Source organism: Polaromonas sp. P1_F8 (genome assembly GCF_056405635.1).
Genome location: NZ_JBFUBS010000001.1, coordinates 1 through 24,831, shown reverse-complemented (window position 1 = coordinate 24,831; position 24,831 = coordinate 1). Strand labels below are relative to the sequence as shown.

The following is a 24,831-nucleotide window of genomic DNA, read 5'->3' as shown; positions in this document are numbered from 1 at the left end:
GGCTACACGGCCTGGCCGACGCAAGCCAGCTCAGGCCCGTGACAACCGACGCGCCGGCTGCGCTCCCGCACGCGGCAGGCTGGCGCTGACCAGCGCCGCGGCCAGCGTGACCAGCCACGAGTAATACACCCACACCAGAAAAGCCAGCAGCGGCGCGAAGGCGCCGTAGATCGTGCGGTAGGTGGGCACGTTGGCCAGGTAAATCGCGAAGCCGTACTTGCCCAGCTCAAAGGCAATACCCGCGAGCAGGCCGCCAGCGATCGCATGACTCCACCGCACGACGGTGTTCGGCACGAAGCGGAACAGGCAGGTGAAACCGATGGCGCTCAGAATGGCGGGCCCCAGGTTAATGGCATGCGGCACCCAGGCGGGCCGCGCCCCCACCAGCCCGCTGGAAGCCGCCACCAGATAAGACGCAGCCCACAGGCTGGCGCCGATGAGCACCGGCCCCGTGAGCAGCATGCCTGCGTACAAAGCCAGTCGGCGCAGCACGGGGCGTGACTTCTTCACCTGCCATATGCGGTTCAGCGTGTTTTCCATGCTCAACAGCAGCGTCAGGGCCGACACCAGCAGCAGCGCAAAGCCCACCAGCGTGAGGCCATTGGCATTGCCCGCAAACTGCGCCAGGTGCTTCAGCACCGTCTTGGCGATGCCCTCCGGCAACAGGCCGCGCAGCAGGTGCTCGCGAATCGCGTCACCGGTGGCGTGCAAGGCTGGCGTGCGCGCGAACAGCGCGAAGCTCACCGCCAGCATCGGCACCATGGACATCACCATCGTGAACGTGAGACCGCCCGCCGCCTGGGCGAGGCGTTCTTCCCGGCCACGCTGCAAGAGGCGAGTGATCAGGTTGCCCTGGTTTCGGCTGGTTGCCATGAAATTGGGAGGCTCGTGTCGCGCCGGTCAGGAAATGCCGGTACGTTCAACCCAACAGGCGGAACAGGCCATAGAGGGAGAGAAGTCCCGATGTCACCAGAAGTCCGGTTTTCACCGAGCGGGCACCGACCAATGCGCCGATGATGCTGCAAGCCAGGATGGCGCCGAAGATGTAGGTTGTTTTCATGCCCGCAATGGTAAAGCCTTCGCCTGGCCCTCGATGATGTGCGGGGAAGGTTGTGGGGTGAAACCAACTCCTGGTTGACGATAACGTCAGGAAATATTTTTCGCCATATCCCCAGCATGAAACATTCCCGCCGGCCTGACGAAATTTCCGCCCCCCAGATGATGAATCGTCTGCAGATCGAGGTTGTCGTCGCCGAAGCGCCAGTGCCCCTGCTGGAACACACGCTCATCGGCGGCGGCAGCGACCACTTCCGCAAAGCAGGTGTCGTACGCATCTTCGGTATGCGGCTCGCGGATCAGCCGGCACTTCAGCCATGCCGCGCAGCCCTCCTCCAGCACGGGCATGCCGAGTACCGGCCCCGTGCGGGCCTTCAAGCCATATTGCGCAAACTTGTCGCCCGTGCGGCCGGACTGACTGCCGACCGCATGCGCCAAACCGGCCAGGGCCGTGCATGGAAGGCATATGCCGAAGCCGCCGCTGGCGGTGATGAGTTCACGCGTATAGGTTTTCTTGTCGATCACGATGGCAATGCGAGGCGGCGTGAACTCCACGGGCATCGACCAGGCGGCGGCCATCACGTTGCGCGCCGTGCCGTGCGCGCTCGTCACCAAAACCGTTGGCCCATGGTTGATCAGGCGGCTGGCGTGTGCGAGGGCGACTTCCTTGAAGTGTGTCATGTCATTTCTTCCCGGTGCATTTCATGCCGCCGATTATGTTGGGCCCGATGCGTTTCAGGGTGGGCTGCTCCCCTCGCCCTCGCCCTCTTCCTCGCTACTTCTTCGTGTAGTCTTCCAGCGGCTTGTCGCTCAGGTTGGCCCATGCCGCCCTGGTCAGCTCCGATGCGGGCATGCCTACCTGTGTGTTGTTCGGCGGTATGGGCTGGACAAACCATTTGTCATAGAGCTTTGCGACCTCACCGCTTTTCGCCATTCTGGCAATGCTGGCGTCCACCGCCTGTTTAAAGGAGGCATCACCCTTGGGTAGCATGATGGCAATCGGCTCGACGCTCAGGACTTCTTTCAGCACCACATAGTTCTTCGGCTGTTTTGACTGCGAAATCATCGTAGCCAGGATCTGGCCGTCCGCCACGAACGCTTCGGCCCGATCGTTCTCAAGAAGCAGGAAACCTTCGCTGTTGTCCTTGCCATAAACTTCCTTGAAGTCAACGCCCGCCGCGCGTTCGTGCTTGCGGATGAGCTGAACGGCCGTGGCGCCAGATGTGGCCGACACCGTCCTGTTGGCAAGCTGGGAAAGACTGGTGATTCCGGTCCTGGTTTTGGTGGCGACCCGGACTTCTTCAATATAGAGCGTCGGCGCGAAGGCAACGTCCTTTTGGCGTGCAGCGTTGTTCGTCGTTGTCCCGCACTCCAGGTCTACCGTGCCGTTTTGGACGAGCGGGATCCGGTTTTGCGCGGTGACGGACTGAAAGCGTACGTCCAGCTTCGCCAGGCCCAGCTGTTTCTGGATGTCCGCGATCACCCTTTTGCAGATGTCTACATGAAACCCTGTGTATTCGCCTGCGCCCAGCGTATAGGACATGGCGCCGGAGGCTTCACGGACGCCCATGGTGACGGCTGCCGTCTCCTTGATCTTCTTGAGCGTGTCGATTTGTTGTGCTGTAGCCGAGGCCCCCGCCAGGGTGAGCGCAGCAGCAATGCCTGAACAGGCCATCCATTTCATCATCATGCTTCCTTCACTTGGCAAACAGGCTGTCGAGCGTGGCGAAGGCTTTGAACTCGATGGCGTTTCCGGACGGATCGAGAAAAAACATGGTGGCTTGTTCACCGGGCTCACCCTTGAAACGGACGTAGGGTTCGATGACGAACTGCGTGCCCGCTGCTTTCAACCGGGCCGCCAGGACATCCCACTCAGGGAGGGACAGGATCGCGCCGAAGTGGCGAACCGGGACGTTGTGGCCGTCAACGGCGCTGGTCTGGCGGTGGCCACACTCGTCGGGCGCCAGGTGCGCCACGATCTGGTGGCCGTAGAAGTTGAAATCGACCCATTCGCTGGAGCTTCGGCCTTCGGGGCAACCCAGAAGTTCACCGTAGAACTGGCGCGCGACGGCGAGATCGTGGACGGGGAATGCCAGATGGAACGGCGGAAGCGCTTTGGCGGGAGTGGTTGCGTTTGGCGTGGTCATCGAAAGCCTCTTTGAGTCGTGGAAGCCGCACTTTAGGTCGATTGATGCACTTTGAAAAACGATATATATTCAACCTGAGAATCAATAATTTCGATGAATTAATGGGAAACCCATGTGATTACCGAACTGAAAACCTTGATCGCGGTGGTGCGTTACGGCGGCTTTTCTGCCGCTGGCGGCCAGATTGGCCTGACCCAGTCCGCCGTGAGCAGCCAGATCCAGCGGCTGGAAGAATCCCTCGGGCTCGCGCTCTTTGACCGTACACGGCGTTCTGCGGTGCTCAACGAAGCGGGTGCCAGGGTGCTCGCGCGTGCCGAAGAGATTGTTCTGCTGTTCTCCAAACTGGGCGATGCGGGCACCGATGACGAGCTTGCCAGCACTTTGCGGATCGGCGCCATTGCATCTGTTCAGTCTTCGGTGCTTCCCCGCGCACTGGCGGCGCTGAGGAAAGAAAACCCGAAACTGCCCGTTCACATTGCTCCCGGCGTGTCCATGAAGCTGATGGACCAGCTCGACAGTGCTGAGATCGACGCGGCGGTGATGATCCGGCCTCCGTTCGGCATCCTGCCGGAAATGACCTGGCAAACCTTGATGTACGAACCCTTCAAGTTGCTCGTGCGCAAGGAAATCAAAGGGCGGGACTGGCGCGCATTGCTCCAGTCGCAGCCTTTTTTGCGCTACGAACGCACGTCTTTCGGCGGGCGTCTGGTGACCCGGTTCCTGCGCGAGAACAAACTGGCGGTGCAGGACTCCATCGAGCTTGACGAGATCACGGGCCTGATGAACCTTGTCGCCGAAGGCCTTGGAGTTGCGCTGGTGCCGATGGTGGAGGCCTACCTGCCCATGCCACCGGGTGTGCGCGCAATCTCCCTGGGTGAAAAGACTTTTTACCGCGAGATCGGCATCCTGCGCAAAGGCATGAGTTCCCGCCGGCGCGTCACGCAGGCCCTGGAAAGATGTCTTCGCGAGGCCCTGTCGCCGCCTGTTCCATAAAGTTTTTTGCCATCAAGATCGGCAGCGCTTGTGGCGCCGGGAGATGCTGCCGGAGGCTCATCACCGTCGTGCCAGATGCCGTCCAGATGGTCATCGGCCGAGACCCCGGTTGGACTCCATCCAGCTGGCCAGTGCGGCTTCATAGGTAGCCGAGGCACTTGCAAGCCGAAATTCGGCACTGGCCGACCCGGCGCGCCCGGCAACAAAGCCTTGCCATCCGTCGCCGTCTTCTGCCTCATAGATGCATAGGTCGAAGTCGCCCGGTGGAGGACTGTCACCCATCATGAGGATGGTCGCGTCGTGCACCTTGTGAACCTTCATAGAGAGGCATTAGGCCACGAAACACCCTGCACACGTGAACTGCAAACGTTGTGACCGCCTGGCAAAGTGCCCGCAGGTAAATATTACCCAGCCCCAAAGAAAAAAGGCCTCAAAACCGAAGTTCTGAAGCCTTTTTTGCTGTTCTCAACTTAACGCCGAGAGAGCGGGTTGGCAACGGCATCTCTGCCGTTGACGGGGTTTGCAGGGCTTAGTAGCCGCCGCGACCACCACCGCCGCCGCCGTAGCCGCCACCGCCGGAACGATCGCCACCACCGTAGCCGCCACCACCGCCGCCGCCGAAGCCGCCGCTACGTGGAGGACGTGCTTCCATTGGACGCGCTTCATTCACGGTGATGCTGCGGCCGCCGAGCGACTGGCCGTTCATGCCGGAAATTGCAGCTTGTGCTTCGGCATCGTTGCCCATTTCGACAAAGCCAAAACCTTTGGAGCGACCGGTGTCGCGTTCCATCATGACTTTGGCGCTGGAGACAGAGCCGTATTGGCCGAAAGATTGTTGCAGGTCTTCGTCGCGGACCGTGTATGGCAGATTGCCGACGTAAAGTTTATTGCCCATGGGGACTCCTCAAAAATACATAAAACAAAAGCGATGGGGTCCCGAAAGCACAACAAACCTAAAAAGTACCGCCGTAGCGCGCGAAACTGACCGATCACCTAACCTGTGCGAATGCAATGGCAGCCGCACCTCCCGATTATGCGTGAGGAAACGCGGTGGCACCAGCATTCTTGTGCCTATAAGCGCAGCATTTGTCAAATCAGGTGCCCATTCCCCCGGTTAAACAGCGGAAATGACCGAAAAGACGACATTGCCGCCTATGCATGACCATGGACAGACCGTGCAACCGGCCGAGCAGTCGGACGGCCCGGACTGCGTTGCGCCAAGGACGGGAAGCTCAACGGCCCGCCACACGCTCCCCTTTGTCATTGACGACCTGTTCACCGTCTTCCTTGCTGAACGCACCCCGCTGTGGCGTGGGCAGGATGTCCAGCACGGCTTCCGAAGGCCGGCACAGGCGCGTGCCCAACGGCGTAACGACGATGGGCCGGTTGATCAGGATGGGATGGGCCAGCATCGCGTCGATCAGGGCTTCGTCGGCCAGCGTGGCATCGTCCAGGCCCAGATCCTTGTAGACGGATTCCTTTTCCCGGATTACCTCTCGCAGCGGCACCGCCATTTGCGCAACCAGCTCCCGCAGCTTCTCACGCGTAGGCGGGGTTTTCAGGTATTCGATGACCTCGGGTTCGATGCCGGCATTACGTATCAGCGCCAGCACATTGCGCGACGTGCCGCATTGGGGGTTGTGGTAAATCGTGACGGCGGAAGGCATATGTTTCACTCCTGAAAAAGGGATTGGTTGCATCGATTCAATAATTCAATTATATTTGAATTATGGAAACATTAATCCCAAACCTTGATTTTCCGCCGCTTGAAGAAGGTTCTGCCGTGAAGGCACTGGCAGCGCTGGCGCAAGCCCAGCGCCTGCGCGCGTTCCGCGCCCTCGTCGTCGCCGGACCCGAGGGGTTGACGCCGGGCACGATGGCCGAGCAGCTGGGCGTAGCGCCCAGCGCGCTGTCTTTTCACCTCAAAGAACTTTCACACGCCGGCCTCGTCAGCAGCGAGGCGCGCGGGCGCAACCTGATCTACCGCGCCAACTTCGGGCAAATGAATGCGCTGCTCGGCTACCTGACAGAGCATTGCTGTGAAGGCGGCGCTTGCGAGGTAGCCACCAAGGCCGATTGCAGCAACTGCTGAACACCCTACGCGATTGCACGCCACCACCTCCATCACGCACAGATCCAAGCCAACACAACCACCCAAGGAGAGCTCCATGAAACGCTTCCATGTCCACGTCCACGTGACAGACCTCGAAAAGAACATAGCCTTTTACTCGGCCATGTTTGACCAGCAGCCGGCCCGCACCGAAGCCGACTATGCCAAGTGGATGCTCAGCGACCCGCCGGTCAACTTTGCCATCTCTACCCGGGGAAGTGCGCCCGGCGTAGACCATCTGGGCATTCAGGTCGACAGGCCCGAAGAGCTGCAGGCCCTGAAAGCCAGCGCCACCCGCGCCGACATGACGCTGCTGGACGAAGGCCCCACCACCTGCTGCTACGCCCGCAGCGACAAATACTGGCTGACCGACCCGCAAGGCATCGCCTGGGAGCAGTTCCATACGCTGGACAGCATTCCAGTGTTCAGCGAAGCCAAGCCCGCCGCCGGCAAGGCCTGCTGCGCCGCGCCCGCCGGCGCAGCTTCCAGCACAAAAGCGGCGTGCTGTTAAGCCCTGCCGTAGCGGAGGCACCCCGCCCCCCTGACGCGCCCCCGCTCGCGCGTCAGGCGCTGGCGGAATTCATCGGCACCGCTGCCCTGCTCTGCGCCGTCATCGGCTCGGGCATCATGGCCGAACGCCTGAGCGGCGGCAACATGGGTGTGGCCCTGCTGGCCAACACACTGGCCACCGTGTGGGCGCTGTACGTGCTGATCGAGCTGCTCGGGCCCGTCAGTGGCGCGCACTTCAATCCGCTGGTCACCCTTGTTATGTGGTCAAAAGGCCCTGCGAACCATAAGAGACGGGCGCAAGCAGCTATTCTTTTCATAGCACTTCAATTGCTGGGCGCCGTAGCAGGGGCCTGGCTGGCACACGCCATGTTTGACATGAGCGTGCTGCAGTTCAGCACCAAACTGCGCAGCGGCTGGGGCCAGTGGCTGGCCGAAGCGGTCGCCACGGGCGGATTGATTTTTGTCGTGCTGCGTGCCCCTGCGGCCAAAGCGCCGGCGCTGGTCGCCTGCTACATCGGCGCAGCGTACTGGTTCACCGCCAGCACCTCGTTTGCCAACCCGGCCGCCGTGCTGGGACGCATGTTGTCAGACAGTTTTGCCGGCATCGCGCCCGCTAGTGCAGCGGGCTTTGTGGCTGCCCAGGCTGCCGGTGCGTTGGCGGGCGTCGCCCTGCACCATGCGCTCGGCCGGCAGCAGGCCGTGAGCCAAGGCTGAAACGCAGGCGGCGAATCAAGGCGCCGCGTCCGTCCTTGGTACTCTTGTGGTTGTGACACCGAAAACGACAAGCCGCACCGCCACCATCGTCCAGCTGGGCATCGCCCAAACACTGGCGTGGGCCTCCAGCTACTACCTGCCGGCAATTCTGGCGGTGCCCATGGCACGCGACCTCGGCGTCAGCACGCCCACGGTGTTTGCCGCTTTTTCTGCCGCGCTGGTGGTCTCCGCATTGCTGGGCCCGGCTGCGGGCAAGGCCATTGACCGGCATGGCGGAAGGCCGGTGCTGGCCGCGAACAGTCTGGTTTTTGCCGCTGGGCTGGTGGTGCTTGCGATGGCGCAGGGGCCGGTGGGCCTGTTTGCCGGTTGGGTGATCATGGGTGTGGCCATGGCCGCGGGGCTTTATGAAGCAGCGTTTGCCGCGCTGGTGCACCTGTACGGCAAGGATGCGCGCGGCGCCATCACCGGCATCACCCTGTTTGCCGGTTTCGCCAGCACCGTAGGCTGGCCCCTGTCGACCTGGCTGGAGCTGGAGTGGGGCTGGCGCACGGCCTGCCTGGTTTGGGCCGCGCTGCATTTGCTGGTCGGATTGCCACTGAACTGGCGGCTTCCGGCATCGCCCACAGCAGGCCTTCCTTCCGAAGTTCACCCGAGTGCTGGCCAGCCCGAGGTATCCACGCCGCATGCCGCATCCACACTGTCAGCCTCCACCGCTTCCGTTCCTTCCTCAACCCCCACCCGCACGGCATTCCTGCTGGCACTCGTGTTTGCCGTCACCTGGTTCATCAGCACCGCCATGGCCGCGCACCTGCCCCGGCTGCTGCAGGCGCACGGCGTGCCACTGGCTACGGCACTGGTCTTTGCCGGGCTGGTCGGCCCTGCACAGGTTGCGGGCCGGCTGCTCGAATACGGCCTGTTGCGCAACATCCACCCGCTGGTGTCGGCGCGGGTGGCCGGCAGCCTGCACACGCTGGGCGCGATGGTGTTCCTTTTTTTTGGAATTCCGGCAGGGGCGGTGTTCACCGTGCTGCACGGCGCCGGCAATGGCGTGCTGACGATTGCCAAGGGCACGCTGCCGCTGGTGCTGTTCGGCGTACGGGATTACGGCGCGCGCCAGGGTTTGTTGATGGTGCCGGCCCGCTTTGCGCAAGCAACAGCACCTTGGTTGTTTGGGCTGGCCCTTGGCCGTTTTGGCAGCGGCGCGCTGTGGTTCTCAGCGGCGCTGGGGCTGGTGGCGTTTGCGGCGCTGATGGCGCTGCAAGACCCTTCCTCTGCAACAGCCCGGCACAGAGATTGAGCTAGCATGTCCACGATCACTCAGAAGCGGACATTCACCAAGGGCAAACGCATGCGAGGCAAAGAAAAATTCGATCAGGGATTCGCGGATCGCATGACCTTCGCGCCCAAAAATTGGGCTCACCATGCAGGAGTGCTGGTGCTCAGCATGACACTGGGGTGCGCCACGAACGCTCAATCGCAGGGAACTACCCCTCAGGCAGAGCCAGAAGTCAGAGTTCAGGTGTGCGTTCCGGGCAAGCGAATCTACTTCAACGATCTTGAGCTCGATCAACTTGAGAATCATCCAATGTTCACAAGGTATTCGAAGCAGCAACTGGAGCTCGCACCAAAGACAATTCGACGTGCCGCGCCCTTCGACGACCCCAGGGTGGTAAATGATCCGCGATCGGTTAGAAGTTACGGAATTAGCTTCGGAGAGGCACTGAACAGGGACGGGGGATTCAGTTTTGGCGCTGGATTCGTCCCCGTCGAGGACTCCACAATCAGTGGGCAGCCTGTGTATGAGAAGGGCTACGGATACCCGGCCAGAAACTACGTGGCGATTAGAGTCGCTTTGCTAAATGCGGATATTGAGCCCGGGGCCAGCGCGCCCACCTTTTGGTTCAGGCTACCGTCAATCGTTTCCGCCGACAAGTTCTCTAACTGGTTGCCACCAGTATCGGTGGAAAGCGAACCGTCCAAGTCGCAGTTTTGGTATGGATTGAGTCACGGCAGAGACCTCCCGATTCAAGAGGTCCCTGCCGACGCTCCGAAGATTCGGGTCGTCTTGCGTAAGAACCGCCAGACCCACACTGATCCGGCAACCGATGTCCTTCCGGCACTGACGACAGCAAGACTGAGATTGAGGACCGCCACAAGCGGCTCTCAGTTCGTCTACGAATTTGTCGCAAAGACGAATGAAGTCATACCTGATTGTTAGGCGAAATTCAGTCGGCTTTGGCGCGAGCGAAGACTCGTCGCGCCAAAGCCGAGTCTGTAATCAGCGAGCGAGAAGCCCGCTTTGGGCCCGAGCCGGACCTCAGTAAGATGGCGGCTATCGGCCAAAAGCCGGCAGAGGCCTCACACACTGGTAGCGGCTTCACGATCACTCTATTGACCGAAGCGACTCTTATGAACATGCTTGCGCGTACCCTTGTTTTCATCGTCCTCTTTGCGGCCTTGGCGACCGCTATCGGTGGTGTAGGCGGAATTACGTGGGGCCTGCTGCTGGCGTTCATCGGGACGGTGTTCATCCACAGTTACATGAAAGAGCGGCGCGACAAGCTGACGGATGGAGCCGGGCCCACCCGAATGGCTTCCTCCGATGCGGCAACTGATCCCGCCGCTGCGCTGGTTCCTGGCGCCACGACGGGGCACAGTCTCCAATGGGCACGTTGGACCTTCATGCTGATGCTGGCTTGCGTTTTCCTATTCCCTGAGTCGGTGGGCAAAGAGTACGCGTCCTATCGCTTAACTGCGATGCTGGTGCTCTTCGCCGTCTTTCACGTTCAGTTGGGCCACGCAGCTGCATCGTTTGGTCGCAGTTGGGCCGTGTTCGGTCTTCTGCCTCTTCTGTTGCCGGTGCTTGGGGGACTGATTTCGTTCGGCGTGCTGTGGCAGGTTGGCCCCAGGAAGGCGGCCGCAGACCCGACCAAGTGAGGACACGATCAGATTTTCAACGGCGCTGGGTCTGGTGGCTTTTGCGGTGCTGATGTTGCCGCGGGATCCGTCCGATGCGGGCGACCAAGGCGCCTGAAATATTCACTTCAGCCACTTCTGGAAAAACTGCGCCTGGCCCATGGCCGGGTCCAGCTGGTAGCCGGCAAAGCCGATGCGTTCATAAAGCTTGATAGCGCTGCGGTTGCCCTGCAGCACTTCCAGCGTCAGTTTGCAGGCGCCGCGTTCGCGTGAAATCTCGTCCACCAGCGCAAGCATTCTCTCGCCGATACGCTGGCCACGGTGGCCGGGCAGCACAGCCACGTCATGGATGTTGACGAGCGGGCGGCAGGCGAAGGTGGAGAAACCTTCAATGCAGTTGATGAGGCCGACAGCCTTGTCGCCGCTAAAGGCCAGCACGCTGAAGGCCTGCGGGCGTTTGGCGAGTTCACTGACGAGATTGTCTTTGGCGAAATCGCTGAGCGGCTTGCCGCCGCCGGCCGGGTCTTGCGCATAGGCGTCGAGCAATTGCACGATAGCAGCGGCATGCACGGGGTTTTGATAATCGGCGCGGCAAACCTGCAGCGGGCTTTCGGAAGGGTTGGAGGATTCGGTCACGCGATGCGCTTTCAGTGCAGACAATCGGGTGATTCTAAAGACGGCGCACAAAGACAGAGCGCAAAACCGGGATTTAAAGCGAGTACAACTCTTTGGCGTTGCCGCCCATGACGGCCGCCTGGCTCGCTACGTCGAGCGGCGCAAGCAATTGTTGCGTCTCGCCCCACCACTGCGCATAACTTCCGGCCAGCTCCAGCACGGGCCAGTCACTGCCCCACACCACACGCTGCTCACCAAAACTTTTGAGCACGCGCTTGGCCCAGCGCGTGACAGCGCCGGCAGCCGGCTTCGGCCCGGCCTCGGTCATCAGGCCCGACAGTTTGCAGTAGGCCTGTGTCTCACCGGCAATGCGCAGCATGTCGTCGGCCCAGGGCTGCCATTGGCCCGCAGCGATGTCGGGTTTGGCGGCATGGTCTATCACCATGCGCAAATCCGGGTGCCGGCGCGCCAGTGTCACGATATGCGGCAGGTGCACAGGCTTGACCAGCGCATCGAACACCAGGCCGCATTCCACCATCGCCTGCAGGGCCGGCGCCAGCGCAGGCTGCAATATCCATTGTGTATCGGCAATGTCCTGCAGCATCGGGCGCAGTCCCTTGAGCCGGGGGTGGCGGGCCAGCGCCGCTATGCGGGCAGGTGCGTCGGGCGCCAGCATGTCCACCCAGCCGACCACACCCAGCACACCGGGGCTCGCATCGGCCTGCGTCAGCAAAAAATGTGTTTCGGCTTCAGTGGCTGCGGCCTGCACCAGCACGCCGCCCCGCACACCCAATGGCGCAGACTGCGCCTGCCAGTCCTTCACGGCCACATCGCGGTAGATCGGCGCCAGCTCCGGTGTCAGCCAGCCGTAGTCATCACGCGCCAGCTGCCAGCAATGAAAGTGCGCGTCAATCACCGGAAACGATGTCATGGCGTCAGCACCTCGGCGGGCAGCAGGCCCTGCGTGCGCAGCGCTGTCCAGAACTCCGGCGGGATGGGGTGCGCCATCATGGCCACGGCGTCCGTCCATTCGCCGGCTTTGCGGGCACCCAGCATGAGGCTGTGCACGGCCGGGTGTGCCAGCGGAAACTGCAGCGCAGCGGCGCGCAGTGGAACACCGTGCGCTTCACAAACCCCTTCAATTTTCGCCGTCCGCTCCAGCCATTCGCGTGCGGCCGGCGCGTAGTTGAAAGTTGCAGCGCCGCCGCGCGTCCCGGTGGCGAGAATGCCCGAGTTAAATGCACCACCCAGCGCGATGCGCACGCCGCGCGCCAGGCACTGCGGCAGCAAAACAGGGAGCGCACTGTGGTCCAGCAGGCTGTAACGGCCGGCCAGCATAAGCACATCCAGATCGGCTTCGCGCAATACGTCCAGTACGACGCCGACATCATTGGTGCCCAGCCCGATGGCGCGCACGAGGCCTTCACGCTTCAATTGCTGCAGCGCAGGCAGCGTTTCATCGATCAGCTGGCGCAGCACGGCCCCCGCGTCGGCGCCATGGGTTTGGGCGTCCGGATCGTGAATGTAGACGCTGTCGAGCCGGGACATGCCCAGCCGCTGGAGGCTGTCTTCCACGCTGCGGCGCGTACCCCCAGCACTAAAGTCCCAATGCTGGTTAAAAGGCAGGATGTCGACATAGCCGTGCTGGGCGGTCGCGGCATGCCCGTCGGGCGTCAGGATGCGGCCCACCTTGCTGGAAAGCGTGAAGCTGTCCCGAGGCTGCCCGCGCAGCGCATCGCCCAGCCGCCGTTCCGACAGCCCATGGCCGTAATGCGGTGCCGTGTCAAAACTGCGGCAGCCGCCGGCCCAGGCGGCATCCACCAGTGCCCTCGCCTCTTCGTTGCTGACGGCCGAAAACAGGTTCCCCAGCGGCGCACCGCCGAGCCCGAGCCGAAGGGATGTGGGACTGGAAGAGGTGGAAGTCATTTCAACATGCCGGCAAAGCCGCAGTTCCGGGTAAACACCAATAAAAGTTCAGCAATGTTATAGCTAACATGTCAGTCATCCAACCCGGAGAAACCCGCAGCCTGAAAAGCCGGGCGGATCTGGGCCATTGCCTTTCAATACCTCAGCCCCAACGCATGCTCAAGAATATTCCGCCACTGTTGATCCCTGACGCACTGCATGGACTCTGCAGCATGGGCCATGGGGATGACGTCGCCATCGTGGACGCCAACTTTCCAGCCGCTGCCGTGGCGGCCCGGGGCGGCGCCCGGCTGGTGCAGCTGGCGGGTGTCACGTCGCCGCAGGCATTGCAGGCCGTGCTGCAACTTCTGCCGCTGGACAGCTACGTGCGCGACGTTGCCTGGACGATGCAGGTGGTGGGTGATGCCGGCGCTGTGCCCGCCCCTGTCGCCGAATTTTCCGCGCTGCTGGCCCAGGCGGCCGAGCGGCCCGCCGCCACGCTGGAACGGTTTGAGTTTTATGCGCGCACCGAAGCCGCCTTCCTGATCCTGCAGACGGGCGAGCAGCGCAAGTACGGCAACATCCTGCTGCGCAAGGGCGTCATATCCAGCGACGCGGGCTGACCCATGAGCAGTACGGCGCAAGCGCCTCACGCCCCGCCCATCAGCCTGCGTGCGCAGGCCTATGAGAGCTTTCAGCAGCAGATCGTCGATGCCAACATTCGCCCCGGGCAGTTTGTTTCGCAGCGCGAACTGATGCAGCTGCTGGGTATGCCGCTGGGTGCCGTGCGTGAGCTCATTCCCCGCCTGGAGGCCGAGGGCTTGCTCAAGACCGTGCCGCAGCGCGGCCTGCAGGTCGCCCACGTGGACCTCAAGCTGATCAACAACGCCTTTCAGCTGCGCCGCCTGCTGGAGCGCGAGGCCGCCACCCGCTTTGTCACCACCGTGTCGGACGCAGACCTCGCAGCCATCGAGCAGGCGCACCTGAACATCGTCAAGCGTGCGCGGAAAAAGGCCATTGACGACAGCCTGCTCAAGGACGCCACCGCGGTGGATTGGGGCCTGCACGACCTGATGATCGACGCACTGGGCAATGAGCTGATCTCCGAGGTCTACCGCATCAACAGCCTGCGCGTGCGACTGATCAAGCTCGAAGGCTCGACCCTTTCACCCGACGTGCTGATTCCAGCCATGGAAGAGCACCTCTGGTTTATCGACGCCCTCAAGCGGCGCGACGCGCCTGCCGTGATCGAACGCCTGAGCCACCATATTGAAAGCGCGCACCGACGTGTGCTAGGACTGCCGCGGCCCGATATGCCGTGGTCTTTGGAGACCCCTGAATGACGAGTTCTTTCCCCGCCGCCGAAAAATCGTTTCGCGGTATCTGGCCCGCCCTGCTGACGCCACTCACTGCCGACCTGAACATTGACCACGCAAAATTCGCAGCCCATTGCAAGGCGCTGATCGCCAGCGGTTGCCCCGGTGTGACCGCTTTCGGCACCACTGGCGAAGGACCGTCTTTTTCCCTGGCCGAGCGCAAGGAAGCCATTGACCAACTCATCAAAAATGGCATCCCGGCCGCGCAGATCATGGTGTCAACCAGCTGCGCCGCCCTGCCCGAAACGCTGGAGCTGACGCGCCACGCCGTCAAGGCGGGAGTGCACGGCTGCCTGATGCTGCCGCCATTTTTCCTCAAGGGCGTGTCTGACCAGGGCATCATCGACAGCTACCGCTATGTGATCGACGCCATGGCCGGCACGCCCTTCAAGCTGTACCTGTATCACATCCCCCAGGTCACCGGTGTGCCGCTGTCGCACCATGTGATCAGCACGCTCAAGAAGCAGTACCCGGACACCATCGTGGGCATCAAGGACAGCGCCTGCACCACCGCACATTCGGTCGGCCTGTCCGATGCGTTCATGAAGGAGATGACGGTGTATGTCGGGTTCGAGCCCGACCTGCCGGAGATGGGCCGCCGCGGCAGCACCGGCGCCATCAGCGGCCTGGCCAATTTCATGCCGCGCCTGGTCAAGCGGCTTGTCACAGAGCCCGACGCCCCCACCACGCCCGCCGAGCGGGAACGCGTTGTCGAGCTCATCGGCATGCTGGGCCCCTATTCACTGATGCCCGCACTCAAGGGGATCATGGCCATGCTGAGCGGAGACAAAACCTGGCTGCGCGTGCGCGCACCGCTGGTGGCTTTGACTGCCGACGAATACACGGCGCTGGAAAAAACCATCAGCGCCTTCGGGATTAATACAAAATCCGAGTGACGCCACGCCGGGCTGGTCCCGGTACGGTTTCGATAATTTCACGCGACTTAACGACAAAGTAAGGAGACAACATGACAGCTTCCCTCAAAGGTATTTTCCGCCGCAGCCTGCTGGGCACCGCTTCCGCCGTGCTGCTGATGGGCGCCCTGCTGCCCGCCGCACAGGCACAGAACAAGGTCGTGCTGCGCGTTTCCACGCCGGCCGTGCCGGATGACTGGCACGCCAAGATGTGGACCGTCTTCAAGGAGAACCTTGAAAAAAGCGCGCCCGGCGAGTTCGACGTGCAGATCAACCTGAATGCATCGCTCTTCAAGCAGGGCACAGAGCCCGCCGCCATGGCGCGCGGCAACCTTGAGCTGTCATCGATTTCCGCTTTTGACATCGCCAAGCTGGTTCCCGAATTCTCGATCTTCACGGCTGGCTACATCGTGCGCGACCCGGACCACCAGCAAAAGGTGTTCAACGGCCCCATCGGCACCGAGATGTTCAAGCTGGTCTCCGAGAAAATGGAAGTGACGCCGCTGTCCACCGTGTACCTCGGCACACGCCAGGTCAACCTGCGTGAGGCCCGCAACGTCAAGGTTCCTGCAGACCTCAAGGGCGTGAAGCTGCGCATGCCCGGTTCCAAGGAATGGTTGTTCCTGGGTGAGGCACTGGGCGCCACGCCCACACCGCTGGCCTTTGGCGAGGTTTACCTGGGCCTGAAGACCGGCACCATCGACGGCCAGGACAACCCCCTGCCCTCCGTGCGCGCGGCGAAATTCTATGAAGTGACCAAGCAGATCGTGCTGACCAGCCATCTGGTGGACGGCATCTTCATTGCGATTTCGAACAAGGCTTACAACGCCATGAACGCGACGCAAAAAACCAAGGTCAAGGCCGCTGCACAGGCTGCTTCCGCCTACAACAATGAAAACCGCATCAAGGAAGAAGGCCAGCTCGTCGAATTCTTCAAGAAGGAAGGCCTGACCGTTACGACACCCGATGTGGACGCTTTCCGCAAGACGGTGCAGACGACTTACCAGAACTCCGAGTACGCCAAGGCGTGGCCCAAAGGCCTGCTTGAGCGCATCAACAGCACGAAGTAATTCCTGCAGAGTTCCCTGAAAACAACCATGAAAAGCTGGCTCCAAAAAACCGCCAATCTGATTGGCGGCGGACTCTTCCTGACCCTGTTCATCGTGTTCGTGATCCAGATCACGGCGCGGTTTTTCTTCAACAAGCCGCTGGCCTGGACGGATGAGGCAGCCGTGATCCTCTATGTCTGGGTCATCCTGTGGGCGGCCGCCGTGGTGGTACCCGAGCGCGAGCACGTGGTGTTCGACCTGGTCTGGAACAACATGCCCTACCGTGGCCGACAGGCCATGGCGATTACCGGCAACCTGATCGTGGGTGGCCTGGCGGCTTGGGGCATTCCGGGCTGCTGGGACTATGTGCACTTCATGGCCCGCGAAGGAACGCCCGTGCTGGGCGTGTCTTTCCAATGGGTTTTCATGCCTTTTGTGCTGCTGCTTGCTGCTCTGGCGGTGCGCTCGGCCTGGGCGATCTGGAACGCGATCCGGGGCAAGGGTCTTGAAGCGGAGCTGCGGATATGACAAGCGCTATCTGGGTATTGGTTGGGGTACTGGCGGGCGGCATGCTGCTGCGCATGCCCATCGGTTTTTCGATGATCGCGGCGGGCATCGGCTACCTCGTGGTCAAGGGACAGGACATCGGCCTGGTGGCCGAGCAGATCGGCAACGGCCTTTACAACAGCTACGTGCTGCTGGCGGTGCCGCTTTTTGTGTTCGCCGCCAACATCATGAACGCGGGCACGGTCAGTGAACGGATTTTTGACTTCTGCCGCATCCTGGTGGGCCGCTTTCGCGGCGGCCTGGCGCAGGTGGACATTTTGGTCAGCGTGATTTTCTCGGGCATGAGCGGCAGTGCAATCGCCGACGCGGCCGGTCCCGGCCTGGTCACGATTCGCCAGATGCTGAAAAAACCGGAATACACGCGCGGCTTTGCCGGCGCGGTGGTGGTGGCCAGCGCCACGCTGGGCCCCATCATCCCGCCGTCGATCCCCATGGTGATTTACGCGCTGGTGTCGGGCGCTTCGGTCGGCGCGCTCTTCCTGGGCGGCGTGGTGCCGGGCTTCCTGATGGCCGGGCTGATGATGGGCGTGGTCGCGGTCATCGCGAAAAAGCGCAACATGCCACGCGACGAACCTGTGCCACGCTCGGAATGGGCCGGCCTGATCTTCCGTGGTGCGCTGCCGTTGTCCATGCCCATCGTGCTGCTGGGCGGCATTTACTCCGGCATCTTCACGCCGACCGAAGCCGCCGCCGTGGCCGCGCTGCATGCATTGATCCTGGCGGCGCTGGTGTTCCGCGCATTGACGTGGCGCAGCTTCTGGGTCGTGGTCATGGAATCCACACGCGCCAGCGCGGTGATCACCATGATCCTGGCCGGCTCCTTCATGCTCAACTACGCCTTCACCGCCGAAGGCGTGCCGCAGGCCATGGCCGCGTGGGTCGACAGCATGCACTTCTCGCAGATCGGCTTTTTGCTGATGGTGAACGTCATGTTCCTGGTGCTGGGCTGCTTCCTCGATGTTTCGGTGCTGCTACTGGTGTTTGTGCCCATGCTGCTGCCCGCGGCCAAGCTGCTGGGCGTGGACCTGGTGCACTTCGGCGTGCTGGTGGTGCTCAACATGATGATCGGCCTGATCCACCCGCCTTTCGGCATGCTGCTGTTCGTGACGAAAGCCCTTACCGGCATTCCCATCGGCGAAATGATGAAGGAAGGCTGGCCTTTCCTCGTCATGCTGCTGCTGCTGTTGCTGGCCATGACGTGCTTTCCGCAGATCGTGCTGTGGCTGCCACAAACAATGGGCTATGGCGGGAAATGATCCACCCCCGAAGCGCCTGCGGCGCCTCCACCCTCAAGGGGGCGACGCCAGCGGCCCGGAGAAAATGACTCCCCCCGAGGCACCTGCGGCGCCTTCCCCTCGAGGGGCGACGCTAGCGGCCCGGCAAAGCCGGTTCCGCGGCGTCTCTCGGTTTTTGGGATTCTCTTCACCTCTGATATTGCAATATGAATGACGAATTGAATGCCGAGGTCGTTTGCGTTGCCAGCTGGAACGCTGACCTTATCTCCCGCGTCGAGCGGCCCATCGCGCGCGGTGAAACGCTGATGGCCACCGATTTCAGCATCAGCCCGGGCGGCAAGGGCAGCAATGCGGCAGTGGCCGCTGCCCGCCAGGGTGCGCGTGTGGCACTCATTGCCCGTATCGGCGACGACGATTTCGGTCGCATGGGCATGAAGCTCTGGCATGAGGAAGGCATCGTCACCACACACGTCGAGCAGGTAGCCGGTGAGCGCAGCGGTGTTGCGCAAATTCTCGTCTACGAGGACGGTGACAACAGCATTGCGGTGTATCCCGGTGCCGGCAAAGGCCTGGCCGCGCGGCATGCGCAGGCCGCGCAGCAGGTGCTGGGCGCTTGCCGTGTCGTGATGGCTTCGTGCGAGGTGCCTGCAGACGCCACGCTGGAGGCGTTTCGCCTGGCCCGCGGCGCAGGGGCCATCACCATCCTGAACCCCGCGCCTGCTCGCCCGCTGCCTGACGAGCTGCTGGCGGTGGTCGATGTGCTCACGCCCAATGAAAACGAACTCTACCTGCTGGCCGGTGCAGCGCATGCCGGTTCGGTGGACGACGCAGCCCTGCAGTTGCTCAACCGCGGTACACGCGCCGTGCTCGTCACGCTGGGCGCTGACGGCTGCCGGCTCTTCCAGGCCGGCAAGCCGCCCATTTCACTGCCGGGCCGCCCCATGGCAGTGCGCGACACCATAGGCGCGGGCGACACCTTCACCGGCGCGCTGGCCGCTGCGCTCGCACGCGGAGAGCTGCTGCCTGCTGCCATGCAGTGGGCCAATGCAGCTGCCGCACTGTCGGTCACACGGCACGGTGCCATCGACGGCATGCCGTCCTTCGCCGAAGCGGCGGCGCTGCTGGGCTAAACACCGCTACCTGGCAAGAATGGCTGCAGCCTAATAGTATCGGGCGCAAGCAGCTATTAAAACGATAGCAACCGGCAAACTCAGGCCCCGCGCCTGTTATTGCCCGAAGTCGTGTAGGCCAATCGCCGCTTTACCGGATATTTACGCGCCTCTTTCAGGCGCTTTATCTGCGCCCCCAAGGCTTGCAGTGATAATTATTGAGCGCCGTCAGGTGGGTCCGAGGGCTTTGGCTGCCGGCGCATGAATCACCATCAAACACAAAAAAATGCTGCGCCGGCCCGTCTGGCGCAGCGGGCACCAAGGACAGCTGATGGACCCGAAAGCCGAGACGCCGGAAAGCGGCGCCCCTACCCCATCCCGTAAACGACTGAGCCGCCGCGCGTCCATCATCGGTAGCGTGATCGCCGTGCTGGCACTGGCCGGCACCGGCTGGCTGGCCTGGCACCTGACCCATCCTTCCGCAGACACCCCGACGGGCGGCGGCCCGGGCGGTCCGGGCGGAGCCTTCAGGCGCGGTGCACCGGCCACCACGGTGGGTGTCGCCACCGCCGAGAAGGCCAGTATCCCGATCGTCCTGGAAGCCCTGGGCACCGTCACGCCCCAGGCCACCGTCAGGGTGCGCCCACAGGTTTCCGGCGTGATGGAAAAGGTTTTGTTCAAGGAAGGCCAGATGGTCAAGGCCGGTGAACTGCTGGCCACCATCGACCCGCGCCAGTTTGAGATGGCGCTGATGCAGGCCGTCGGCCAGCGCCAGCGCGACGAGGCCCAGCTCGACAGCGCCCGCGTCACCCTGCAGCGGTTCAGGACCCTGCTGGAACAGGACTCGATTGCCCGCCAGGATGTGGACACGCAGGCCGCGCTCGTCAAGCAGCTTGAAGGCACGGTCGTCATTGACAAGGCCAACGAAGGCACGGCGCGGCTCAACCTGGGCTACACCCGCGTGGTCGCGCCCGTCAGCGGGCGCGTGGGCCTGCGCACCGTAGACGTCGGCAATGTGGTGAGCAACAGCGACACCAACGGCATTGCGCTGATTACCCAGGTCAGCCCGATTGACGTGGTCTTCTCCATCCCGCAGGACCGGGCGGGCGAGCTGCAACAGAACGCCGGCGGCAGCACTGCCATGAAAGTCGTTGCGCTGGACCGCACGCGCACCGCCACACTTGATACCGGCGTTTTTGCCTCGCTCGATAACCAGGTGGACACCACCACCGGCACCGTACGGGCCAAGGCGCGCTTTGCCAACAGCAAGCTCACGCTGTTCCCCAGCCAGTTCGTGAACATACAGCTGCAGGTCAAGACACTGGAAGACGCGGTGGTGGTGCCCGTCACCGCCGTACGCCTGGGCAGCACCGGCGACTACGTTTATGTGCTGAACGCCGCCGACCGTACGGTGTCCCTGCGGCCGGTGCAGCGCGGCCAGGCCACAGCCGAAAAAATCGTGATCACCTCCGGGCTGAAGGCCGGCGAGCGCGTGATCACCGAAGGCGCCGACCGCCTGAAGGACGGCGCCAGTGTGGTGCTGCCGGGCGACGCGCCCGGCGCCGGCATGGGCGGCAAGCGCCGCGGCGCCAGTGCACCGGGCGGCGGCGCTTCCGCGGCCGGGCGCCAGCGCCCCGCATCTGACACCGCCGGCAGCGCACCGGCAGCGGCACCTTCCCCGGCAGCGGCACTGCAGCCCGGCGCCGCGCCGCCTTCCATTGCCGGCCCCACGGCCGAGCAGCGCCAGCGCATGCTCAACCAGGTCAAGGACGACCCGGCCGCGCTGGAACGCCGCAAGCGCTTCCTGGAGCAAATCGACAAAGGCGACCCGGAAGCCCTGGCACGCTGGCAAGGCATGAAGGACCGCCGCCAGGGCGAACGGCCAGCGCAATGACCCGGGACTCTCAAGAATGAGCCGCCGGGCCGTTCCCAAGGCGAATAGCATCGCAGTGCGAAGCACGAAGGTTATTGAATGAGCCCCTCACGCCCGTTTATCCTGCGCCCGGTGGCCACTTCGCTGCTGATGGTGGCCATTGTGCTGGCCGGCCTCGTGGGTTTCAAATTTTTGCCGCTGTCGGCCCTGCCGCAGGTCGATTACCCCACCATCCAGGTGCAGACGCTGTATCCCGGCGCGAGCCCGGAAGTGATGGCGCAGACCGTGACAGCGCCGCTGGAACGCCAGTTCGGCCAGATGGCCGGCCTCTCTCGCATGAGCTCCACCAGCGCCGCCGGTGTCTCCATCGTCACGCTGCAGTTCGGCCTGGGCCTGGCACTGGACGTCGCCGAGCAGCAGGTGCAGGCCGCCATCAACGCGGGCGGCTCCCTGTTGCCGGCTGACCTGCCCGCCCCGCCCCTCTATGCCAAGGTCAACCCGGCGGATGCCCCGGTGCTGACACTGGCCATCACGTCCGACACCATGCCGCTGACGGAGGTGCAAAACATCGTCAACACCCGGCTGGCCCTGAAGATCAGCCAGGTCAATGGCGTGGGGCTGGTGTCGCTCAGCGGCGGGCAGCGCCCCGCGGTGCGCATCCAGGCCGACACGCGGGCGCTGGCTTCCTACGGCCTCGGGCTTGATTCACTGCGCACAGCGATCTCCGCAGCCAATGCCAACGGCGCCAAGGGCAGCATCGACGGACCCACGCGGTCCTATTCAATCAACTCCAACGACCAGCTGGTCGCCGCGGCCGACTACAAAAACCTCATCATTGCCTTTCGCAACGGTGCGGCGGTGCGCGTGTCCGACGTGGCACAGGTCGTGGACAGCGCCGAGAACATCAAACTGGGCGCATGGTCTGGTCTGAAGCCAGCCATCATCCTCAATGTGCAGCGCCAGCCCGGCGCCAACGTCATTGCCACGGTGGATGCCATCAAGGCACGCCTGCCCGAACTGCAGGCCGGCCTGCCCACCTCCCTCAGGGTCGATGTGCTGAGCGACCGCACGACCGGCATACGCGCCTCGGTGATGCATGTCGAGATTGAACTGCTTCTGGCCGTGGTGCTGGTCGTGCTGGTGATCTTTGCTTTCCTGCACAGCTTGCGCGCCACCGTGATCGCCAGCCTGGCCGTGCCGATTTCACTCGTCGGCACCTGCGGCCTGATGTACCTGCTGGGCTACAGCCTCAACAACCTGAGCCTGATGGCGCTCACAATCGCCACCGGCTTTGTGGTGGACGATGCAATCGTGATGATCGAAAACATCTCGCGCTACATCGAGGAAGGCGAAGAACCGATGGCCGCAGCCCTCAAGGGTGCGACGCAGATCGGGTTCACCATCATTTCGCTGACGGTGTCGCTGATCGCGGTGCTGATTCCGCTGCTGTTCATGGGCGATGTGGTCGGCCGGCTGTTCCGCGAGTTTGCCGTGACGCTGGCCATCACCATCCTGATCTCGGCCGTGGTGTCGCTCACCCTCGTGCCCATGATGTCGGCGAGATGGCTCAAGCACGTGCCGGAAACGGCGGGCGAAGGCCGGCTGGCCCAGGCGGGCGCGCGGCTCCAGCGTTTTTTTGACGGCGTGATCGCGCGCTACGACGTGTGGCTCACCTGGGTGCTCAAACGCCAGGGCGCCACGCTGCTGGTGGCACTGGCCACCCTGCTGCTCACGGTGTTGCTGTATGTACTGATCCCCAAGGGCCTGTTCCCGACGCAGGACACCGGCCAGCTGCAGGCTCGCGTGGAAACCGCGCAATCGGTGTCCTATGACCGCATGGCCGCGCTGCAGCAAGCCACGGCCAAGGCCATCCTGGAAGACCCCGACGTCGAAACACTGAGCTCCTTCATTGGCGTGGACGCAGCCAACAACACCATGCTGCACACCGGCCGCATGCTGATCAATCTGAAAAAAGAGCGCACCGGCAGCCAGCAGGAAACCATGGACCGGCTACAGCGCAGGGCCGCCGCGGTGGCCGGGGTCACGCTCTACCTTCAACCCACGCAAGACCTGACCATCGACGCTGAAACCGGGCCCACGCAGTTCCGCGTATCGCTCGAAGGCTCGAACAACGCCACCGTAGTCGAATGGGCCAACAAGCTCACGCAGCGCATGCGGCAGCTCGAAAGCCTGCGCAACGTGTCGTCCGATGCGGGCTCCAGCGGCGCGGGGGCCTACATCACGGTAGACCGCGACACCGCGTCGCGCCTGGCCGTCACGACCTCGTCCATTGACGATGCGCTTTACAGCGCTTTCGGCCAGCGCATTGTCTCGACCATCTTCACCGAGACCAACCAGTACCGCGTGATCCTCGAAGCCATGCCTGACTCCTTGCGCACGCCGGCATCGCTGGGCAGCCTGCAACTCAAAACCGGCTCCGGCACGCCAACACCGCTATCAGCCATCGCCACCATCACGGAGCAAGCGGCCCCGCTGCAGGTTACCCGCGTGGCCCAATACCCGGCCACCACACTGGGTTTTGACACGGCACCCGGCGTCTCGCTGGGCAAGGCGGTCGACGAGATCCGGCTGGCCGCCAAAGACATCGCCATGCCCGCCAGCGTGACCATGACCTTTCTGGGCGCGGCGGGTGCCTACCAGGCCTCGCTGTCCAACCAGCTCTGGCTCATCCTGGCGGCCGTGATCTGCGTCTACATCGTGCTGGGTGTGCTGTATGAAAGCTACATCCACCCGCTGACGATCCTCTCGACCCTGCCCTCCGCCGGCGTGGGCGCGCTGCTGGCGCTGATGATCAGCGGGTCAGGCCTTGGGGTGATCGGCATCATTGGCATCATCCTGCTGATCGGCATCGTGAAGAAGAACGCCATCATGATGATTGACTTCGCGATCGACGCCGAACGCAACCAGGACAAGTCACCGCAGGACGCCATTCACCAGGCCGCGCTGCTGCGCTTCCGGCCCATCCTGATGACAACACTGGCGGCGCTGTTTGCTGCTGTGCCTCTGATGCTGGGCTTCGGCGAAGGCGCTGAATTGCGGAGGCCTCTGGGGTTGGCGATTTTTGGCGGGTTGATTGTGAGTCAGGTGTTGACGCTATTTACGACGCCCGTGATTTATCTGGCGTTTGACCGGTTGGGGCGGAGGTTTGGGAAGAAGGGGAAGGAGGTTTCTGCGTGAGACTTCTTTATGGTCCGTACCGCGGGGTTGGCTTGAGTGCCGGGGCCGGGGTCGCCCGGCAGGCGACTCACTTTTCTTTGCTTCGCCAAAGAAAAGTAAGCAAAAAAAAGGCGACCCTGGTTCCTGCGTCCCTACGCTGCGCTACGGGCAACCTGCGGTGCTCGGTCCAGCCGGGGTCAAAAACAACTCGCCTTCGGCTCAAACAAGTTTTTGCCCTGATCCGTCTGAACCTCCGCTCCTCGGCGCATCCACAAGGGGTTGGGGACAGGAATACCAATTCCGAAATACCGAATACCAAACAGCCTAAGACAGAAAAACGAATACCTGAAGAAACAAGTACTCGCCATGGCGTGTCCTTGTCGGTATTGGTCCCCGCTCCCGATTGCCCCTTGTGTATGCGCCGAGGAGCGCAGGCTCAGGCGGATCAGGGATCGCGATTGTCTGAGCCGAAGGCGAGTTCGAGCGAGACCCCGCCTGAGCCGAGCACCGCAGGTTGCCCCGTAGCGAAGCGCAGGGGACGCAGGAACCAGGGTCGCCTTTTCTT

The 24,831-nt window shown here is 62.8% G+C and carries 27 protein-coding genes; 16 read left to right on the top strand and 11 right to left on the bottom strand.

What is annotated here, in order from left to right; genetic code table 11:
• Nucleotides 1-30 precede the first annotated feature (30 nt).
• The 5 genes from AC1D1J_RS00135 to AC1D1J_RS00115 form a co-directional block, all read right to left on the bottom strand.
• On the bottom strand, nt 31-873 hold the full coding sequence (locus AC1D1J_RS00135) for a YhjD/YihY/BrkB family envelope integrity protein (protein WP_477693545.1): 843 nt from the start codon (nt 871-873) through the stop codon (nt 31-33).
• 46 nt (nt 874-919) lie between these two features.
• A complete protein-coding gene (locus AC1D1J_RS00130; protein WP_477693544.1) occupies nt 920-1,060 on the bottom strand; it encodes a hypothetical protein in 141 nt (46 codons plus the stop codon).
• An 86-nt stretch (nt 1,061-1,146) separates the two neighbouring features.
• Nucleotides 1,147-1,737 carry a flavin reductase family protein gene (locus tag AC1D1J_RS00125; RefSeq protein ID WP_477693543.1) on the bottom strand — a complete coding sequence of 197 codons (591 nt, stop codon included), beginning with the start codon at nt 1,735-1,737 and terminating at the stop codon, nt 1,147-1,149.
• Between the two features lie 94 nt (nt 1,738-1,831).
• Nucleotides 1,832-2,746, bottom strand: a complete 915-nt coding sequence (locus tag AC1D1J_RS00120; RefSeq protein ID WP_477693542.1) for an amino acid ABC transporter substrate-binding protein — start codon at nt 2,744-2,746, stop codon at nt 1,832-1,834.
• A gap of 7 nt (nt 2,747-2,753) precedes the next feature.
• Nucleotides 2,754-3,203, bottom strand: a complete 450-nt coding sequence (locus tag AC1D1J_RS00115; protein ID WP_477693541.1) for a VOC family protein — start codon at nt 3,201-3,203, stop codon at nt 2,754-2,756.
• Nucleotides 3,204-3,317: 114 nt separating this feature from the next.
• Between AC1D1J_RS00115 and AC1D1J_RS00110 the strand changes: the two genes are divergently transcribed.
• Nucleotides 3,318-4,196: a LysR family transcriptional regulator gene (locus AC1D1J_RS00110; protein WP_477693540.1), complete on the top strand. Its 879-nt coding sequence runs from the start codon at nt 3,318-3,320 to the stop codon at nt 4,194-4,196.
• A 90-nt stretch (nt 4,197-4,286) separates the two neighbouring features.
• On the opposite strand, the gene AC1D1J_RS00105 is transcribed toward AC1D1J_RS00110, so the two are convergent.
• The 3 genes from AC1D1J_RS00105 to arsC all read right to left on the bottom strand — a co-directional run bounded on the left by AC1D1J_RS00105 (nt 4,287) and on the right by arsC (nt 5,863).
• The gene (locus tag AC1D1J_RS00105) at nt 4,287-4,517 is read right to left on the bottom strand and encodes a hypothetical protein (RefSeq protein ID WP_477693539.1); all 231 of its coding nucleotides are present in this window, start codon (nt 4,515-4,517) and stop codon (nt 4,287-4,289) included.
• Between the two features lie 208 nt (nt 4,518-4,725).
• On the bottom strand, nt 4,726-5,091 hold the full coding sequence (locus AC1D1J_RS00100; protein ID WP_477657925.1) for an RNA recognition motif domain-containing protein: 366 nt from the start codon (nt 5,089-5,091) through the stop codon (nt 4,726-4,728).
• A gap of 337 nt (nt 5,092-5,428) precedes the next feature.
• On the bottom strand, nt 5,429-5,863 hold the full coding sequence (gene arsC / locus AC1D1J_RS00095; protein ID WP_477686562.1) for an arsenate reductase (glutaredoxin): 435 nt from the start codon (nt 5,861-5,863) through the stop codon (nt 5,429-5,431).
• Nucleotides 5,864-5,925: 62 nt separating this feature from the next.
• Between arsC and AC1D1J_RS00090 the strand changes: the two genes are divergently transcribed.
• From AC1D1J_RS00090 to AC1D1J_RS00065, 6 genes are all read left to right on the top strand, one after another.
• On the top strand, nt 5,926-6,288 hold the full coding sequence (locus AC1D1J_RS00090; protein ID WP_477693538.1) for an ArsR/SmtB family transcription factor: 363 nt from the start codon (nt 5,926-5,928) through the stop codon (nt 6,286-6,288).
• 76 nt (nt 6,289-6,364) lie between these two features.
• Complete coding sequence (locus tag AC1D1J_RS00085; RefSeq protein WP_477686564.1) at nt 6,365-6,817, top strand: ArsI/CadI family heavy metal resistance metalloenzyme; 453 nt, start codon at nt 6,365-6,367, stop codon at nt 6,815-6,817.
• Between the two features lie 59 nt (nt 6,818-6,876).
• Nucleotides 6,877-7,530 (top strand): aquaporin, encoded by a 654-nt coding sequence (locus AC1D1J_RS00080; protein ID WP_477694447.1) that lies wholly within the window; start codon nt 6,877-6,879, stop codon nt 7,528-7,530.
• A gap of 46 nt (nt 7,531-7,576) precedes the next feature.
• Nucleotides 7,577-8,827, top strand: a complete 1,251-nt coding sequence (locus AC1D1J_RS00075) for an MFS transporter (RefSeq protein ID WP_477693537.1) — start codon at nt 7,577-7,579, stop codon at nt 8,825-8,827.
• Nucleotides 8,828-8,833: 6 nt separating this feature from the next.
• The gene (locus AC1D1J_RS00070; protein WP_457278697.1) at nt 8,834-9,748 is read left to right on the top strand and encodes a hypothetical protein; all 915 of its coding nucleotides are present in this window, start codon (nt 8,834-8,836) and stop codon (nt 9,746-9,748) included.
• A gap of 191 nt (nt 9,749-9,939) precedes the next feature.
• The gene (locus AC1D1J_RS00065) at nt 9,940-10,467 is read left to right on the top strand and encodes a hypothetical protein (protein ID WP_477693536.1); all 528 of its coding nucleotides are present in this window, start codon (nt 9,940-9,942) and stop codon (nt 10,465-10,467) included.
• Nucleotides 10,468-10,569: 102 nt separating this feature from the next.
• On the opposite strand, the gene AC1D1J_RS00060 is transcribed toward AC1D1J_RS00065, so the two are convergent.
• From AC1D1J_RS00060 to AC1D1J_RS00050, 3 genes are read right to left on the bottom strand one after another with little or no spacing between them, the layout of a single operon-like run.
• Nucleotides 10,570-11,097, bottom strand: a complete 528-nt coding sequence (locus AC1D1J_RS00060; RefSeq protein ID WP_477694446.1) for a GNAT family N-acetyltransferase — start codon at nt 11,095-11,097, stop codon at nt 10,570-10,572.
• A gap of 58 nt (nt 11,098-11,155) precedes the next feature.
• On the bottom strand, nt 11,156-11,992 hold the full coding sequence (locus AC1D1J_RS00055; protein WP_477693535.1) for an amidohydrolase family protein: 837 nt from the start codon (nt 11,990-11,992) through the stop codon (nt 11,156-11,158).
• The gene (locus AC1D1J_RS00050) at nt 11,989-12,987 is read right to left on the bottom strand and encodes an aldo/keto reductase (RefSeq protein ID WP_477693534.1); all 999 of its coding nucleotides are present in this window, start codon (nt 12,985-12,987) and stop codon (nt 11,989-11,991) included. The genes AC1D1J_RS00055 and AC1D1J_RS00050 overlap by 4 nt, the downstream gene beginning before the upstream one ends.
• A 155-nt stretch (nt 12,988-13,142) precedes the next feature.
• Between AC1D1J_RS00050 and AC1D1J_RS00045 the strand changes: the two genes are divergently transcribed.
• From AC1D1J_RS00045 to AC1D1J_RS00005, 9 genes are all read left to right on the top strand, one after another.
• A complete protein-coding gene (locus AC1D1J_RS00045; protein WP_477689010.1) occupies nt 13,143-13,589 on the top strand; it encodes an RbsD/FucU family protein in 447 nt (148 codons plus the stop codon).
• 3 nt (nt 13,590-13,592) lie between these two features.
• Nucleotides 13,593-14,309: a GntR family transcriptional regulator gene (locus tag AC1D1J_RS00040; RefSeq protein WP_457278702.1), complete on the top strand. Its 717-nt coding sequence runs from the start codon at nt 13,593-13,595 to the stop codon at nt 14,307-14,309.
• Nucleotides 14,306-15,238, top strand: coding sequence for a dihydrodipicolinate synthase family protein (locus AC1D1J_RS00035; protein ID WP_477686572.1), 933 nt, complete (start codon nt 14,306-14,308; stop codon nt 15,236-15,238). The genes AC1D1J_RS00040 and AC1D1J_RS00035 overlap by 4 nt, the downstream gene beginning before the upstream one ends.
• A 71-nt stretch (nt 15,239-15,309) precedes the next feature.
• Entirely contained in the window at nt 15,310-16,326 is a 1,017-nt protein-coding gene (locus tag AC1D1J_RS00030; RefSeq protein WP_477686573.1) for a sialic acid TRAP transporter substrate-binding protein SiaP, read from the top strand.
• Between the two features lie 27 nt (nt 16,327-16,353).
• On the top strand, nt 16,354-16,833 hold the full coding sequence (locus AC1D1J_RS00025) for a TRAP transporter small permease (RefSeq protein WP_457278705.1): 480 nt from the start codon (nt 16,354-16,356) through the stop codon (nt 16,831-16,833).
• The gene (locus AC1D1J_RS00020; protein ID WP_457278706.1) at nt 16,830-18,128 is read left to right on the top strand and encodes a TRAP transporter large permease; all 1,299 of its coding nucleotides are present in this window, start codon (nt 16,830-16,832) and stop codon (nt 18,126-18,128) included. The genes AC1D1J_RS00025 and AC1D1J_RS00020 overlap by 4 nt, the downstream gene beginning before the upstream one ends.
• 185 nt (nt 18,129-18,313) lie before the next feature.
• Nucleotides 18,314-19,237: a ribokinase gene (locus AC1D1J_RS00015; protein ID WP_477686574.1), complete on the top strand. Its 924-nt coding sequence runs from the start codon at nt 18,314-18,316 to the stop codon at nt 19,235-19,237.
• 310 nt (nt 19,238-19,547) lie between these two features.
• Nucleotides 19,548-21,110, top strand: a complete 1,563-nt coding sequence (locus tag AC1D1J_RS00010) for an efflux RND transporter periplasmic adaptor subunit (protein ID WP_477693533.1) — start codon at nt 19,548-19,550, stop codon at nt 21,108-21,110.
• Between the two features lie 78 nt (nt 21,111-21,188).
• Nucleotides 21,189-24,287, top strand: coding sequence for an efflux RND transporter permease subunit (locus tag AC1D1J_RS00005; protein WP_477693532.1), 3,099 nt, complete (start codon nt 21,189-21,191; stop codon nt 24,285-24,287).
• Nucleotides 24,288-24,831: the final 544 nt, after the last annotated feature.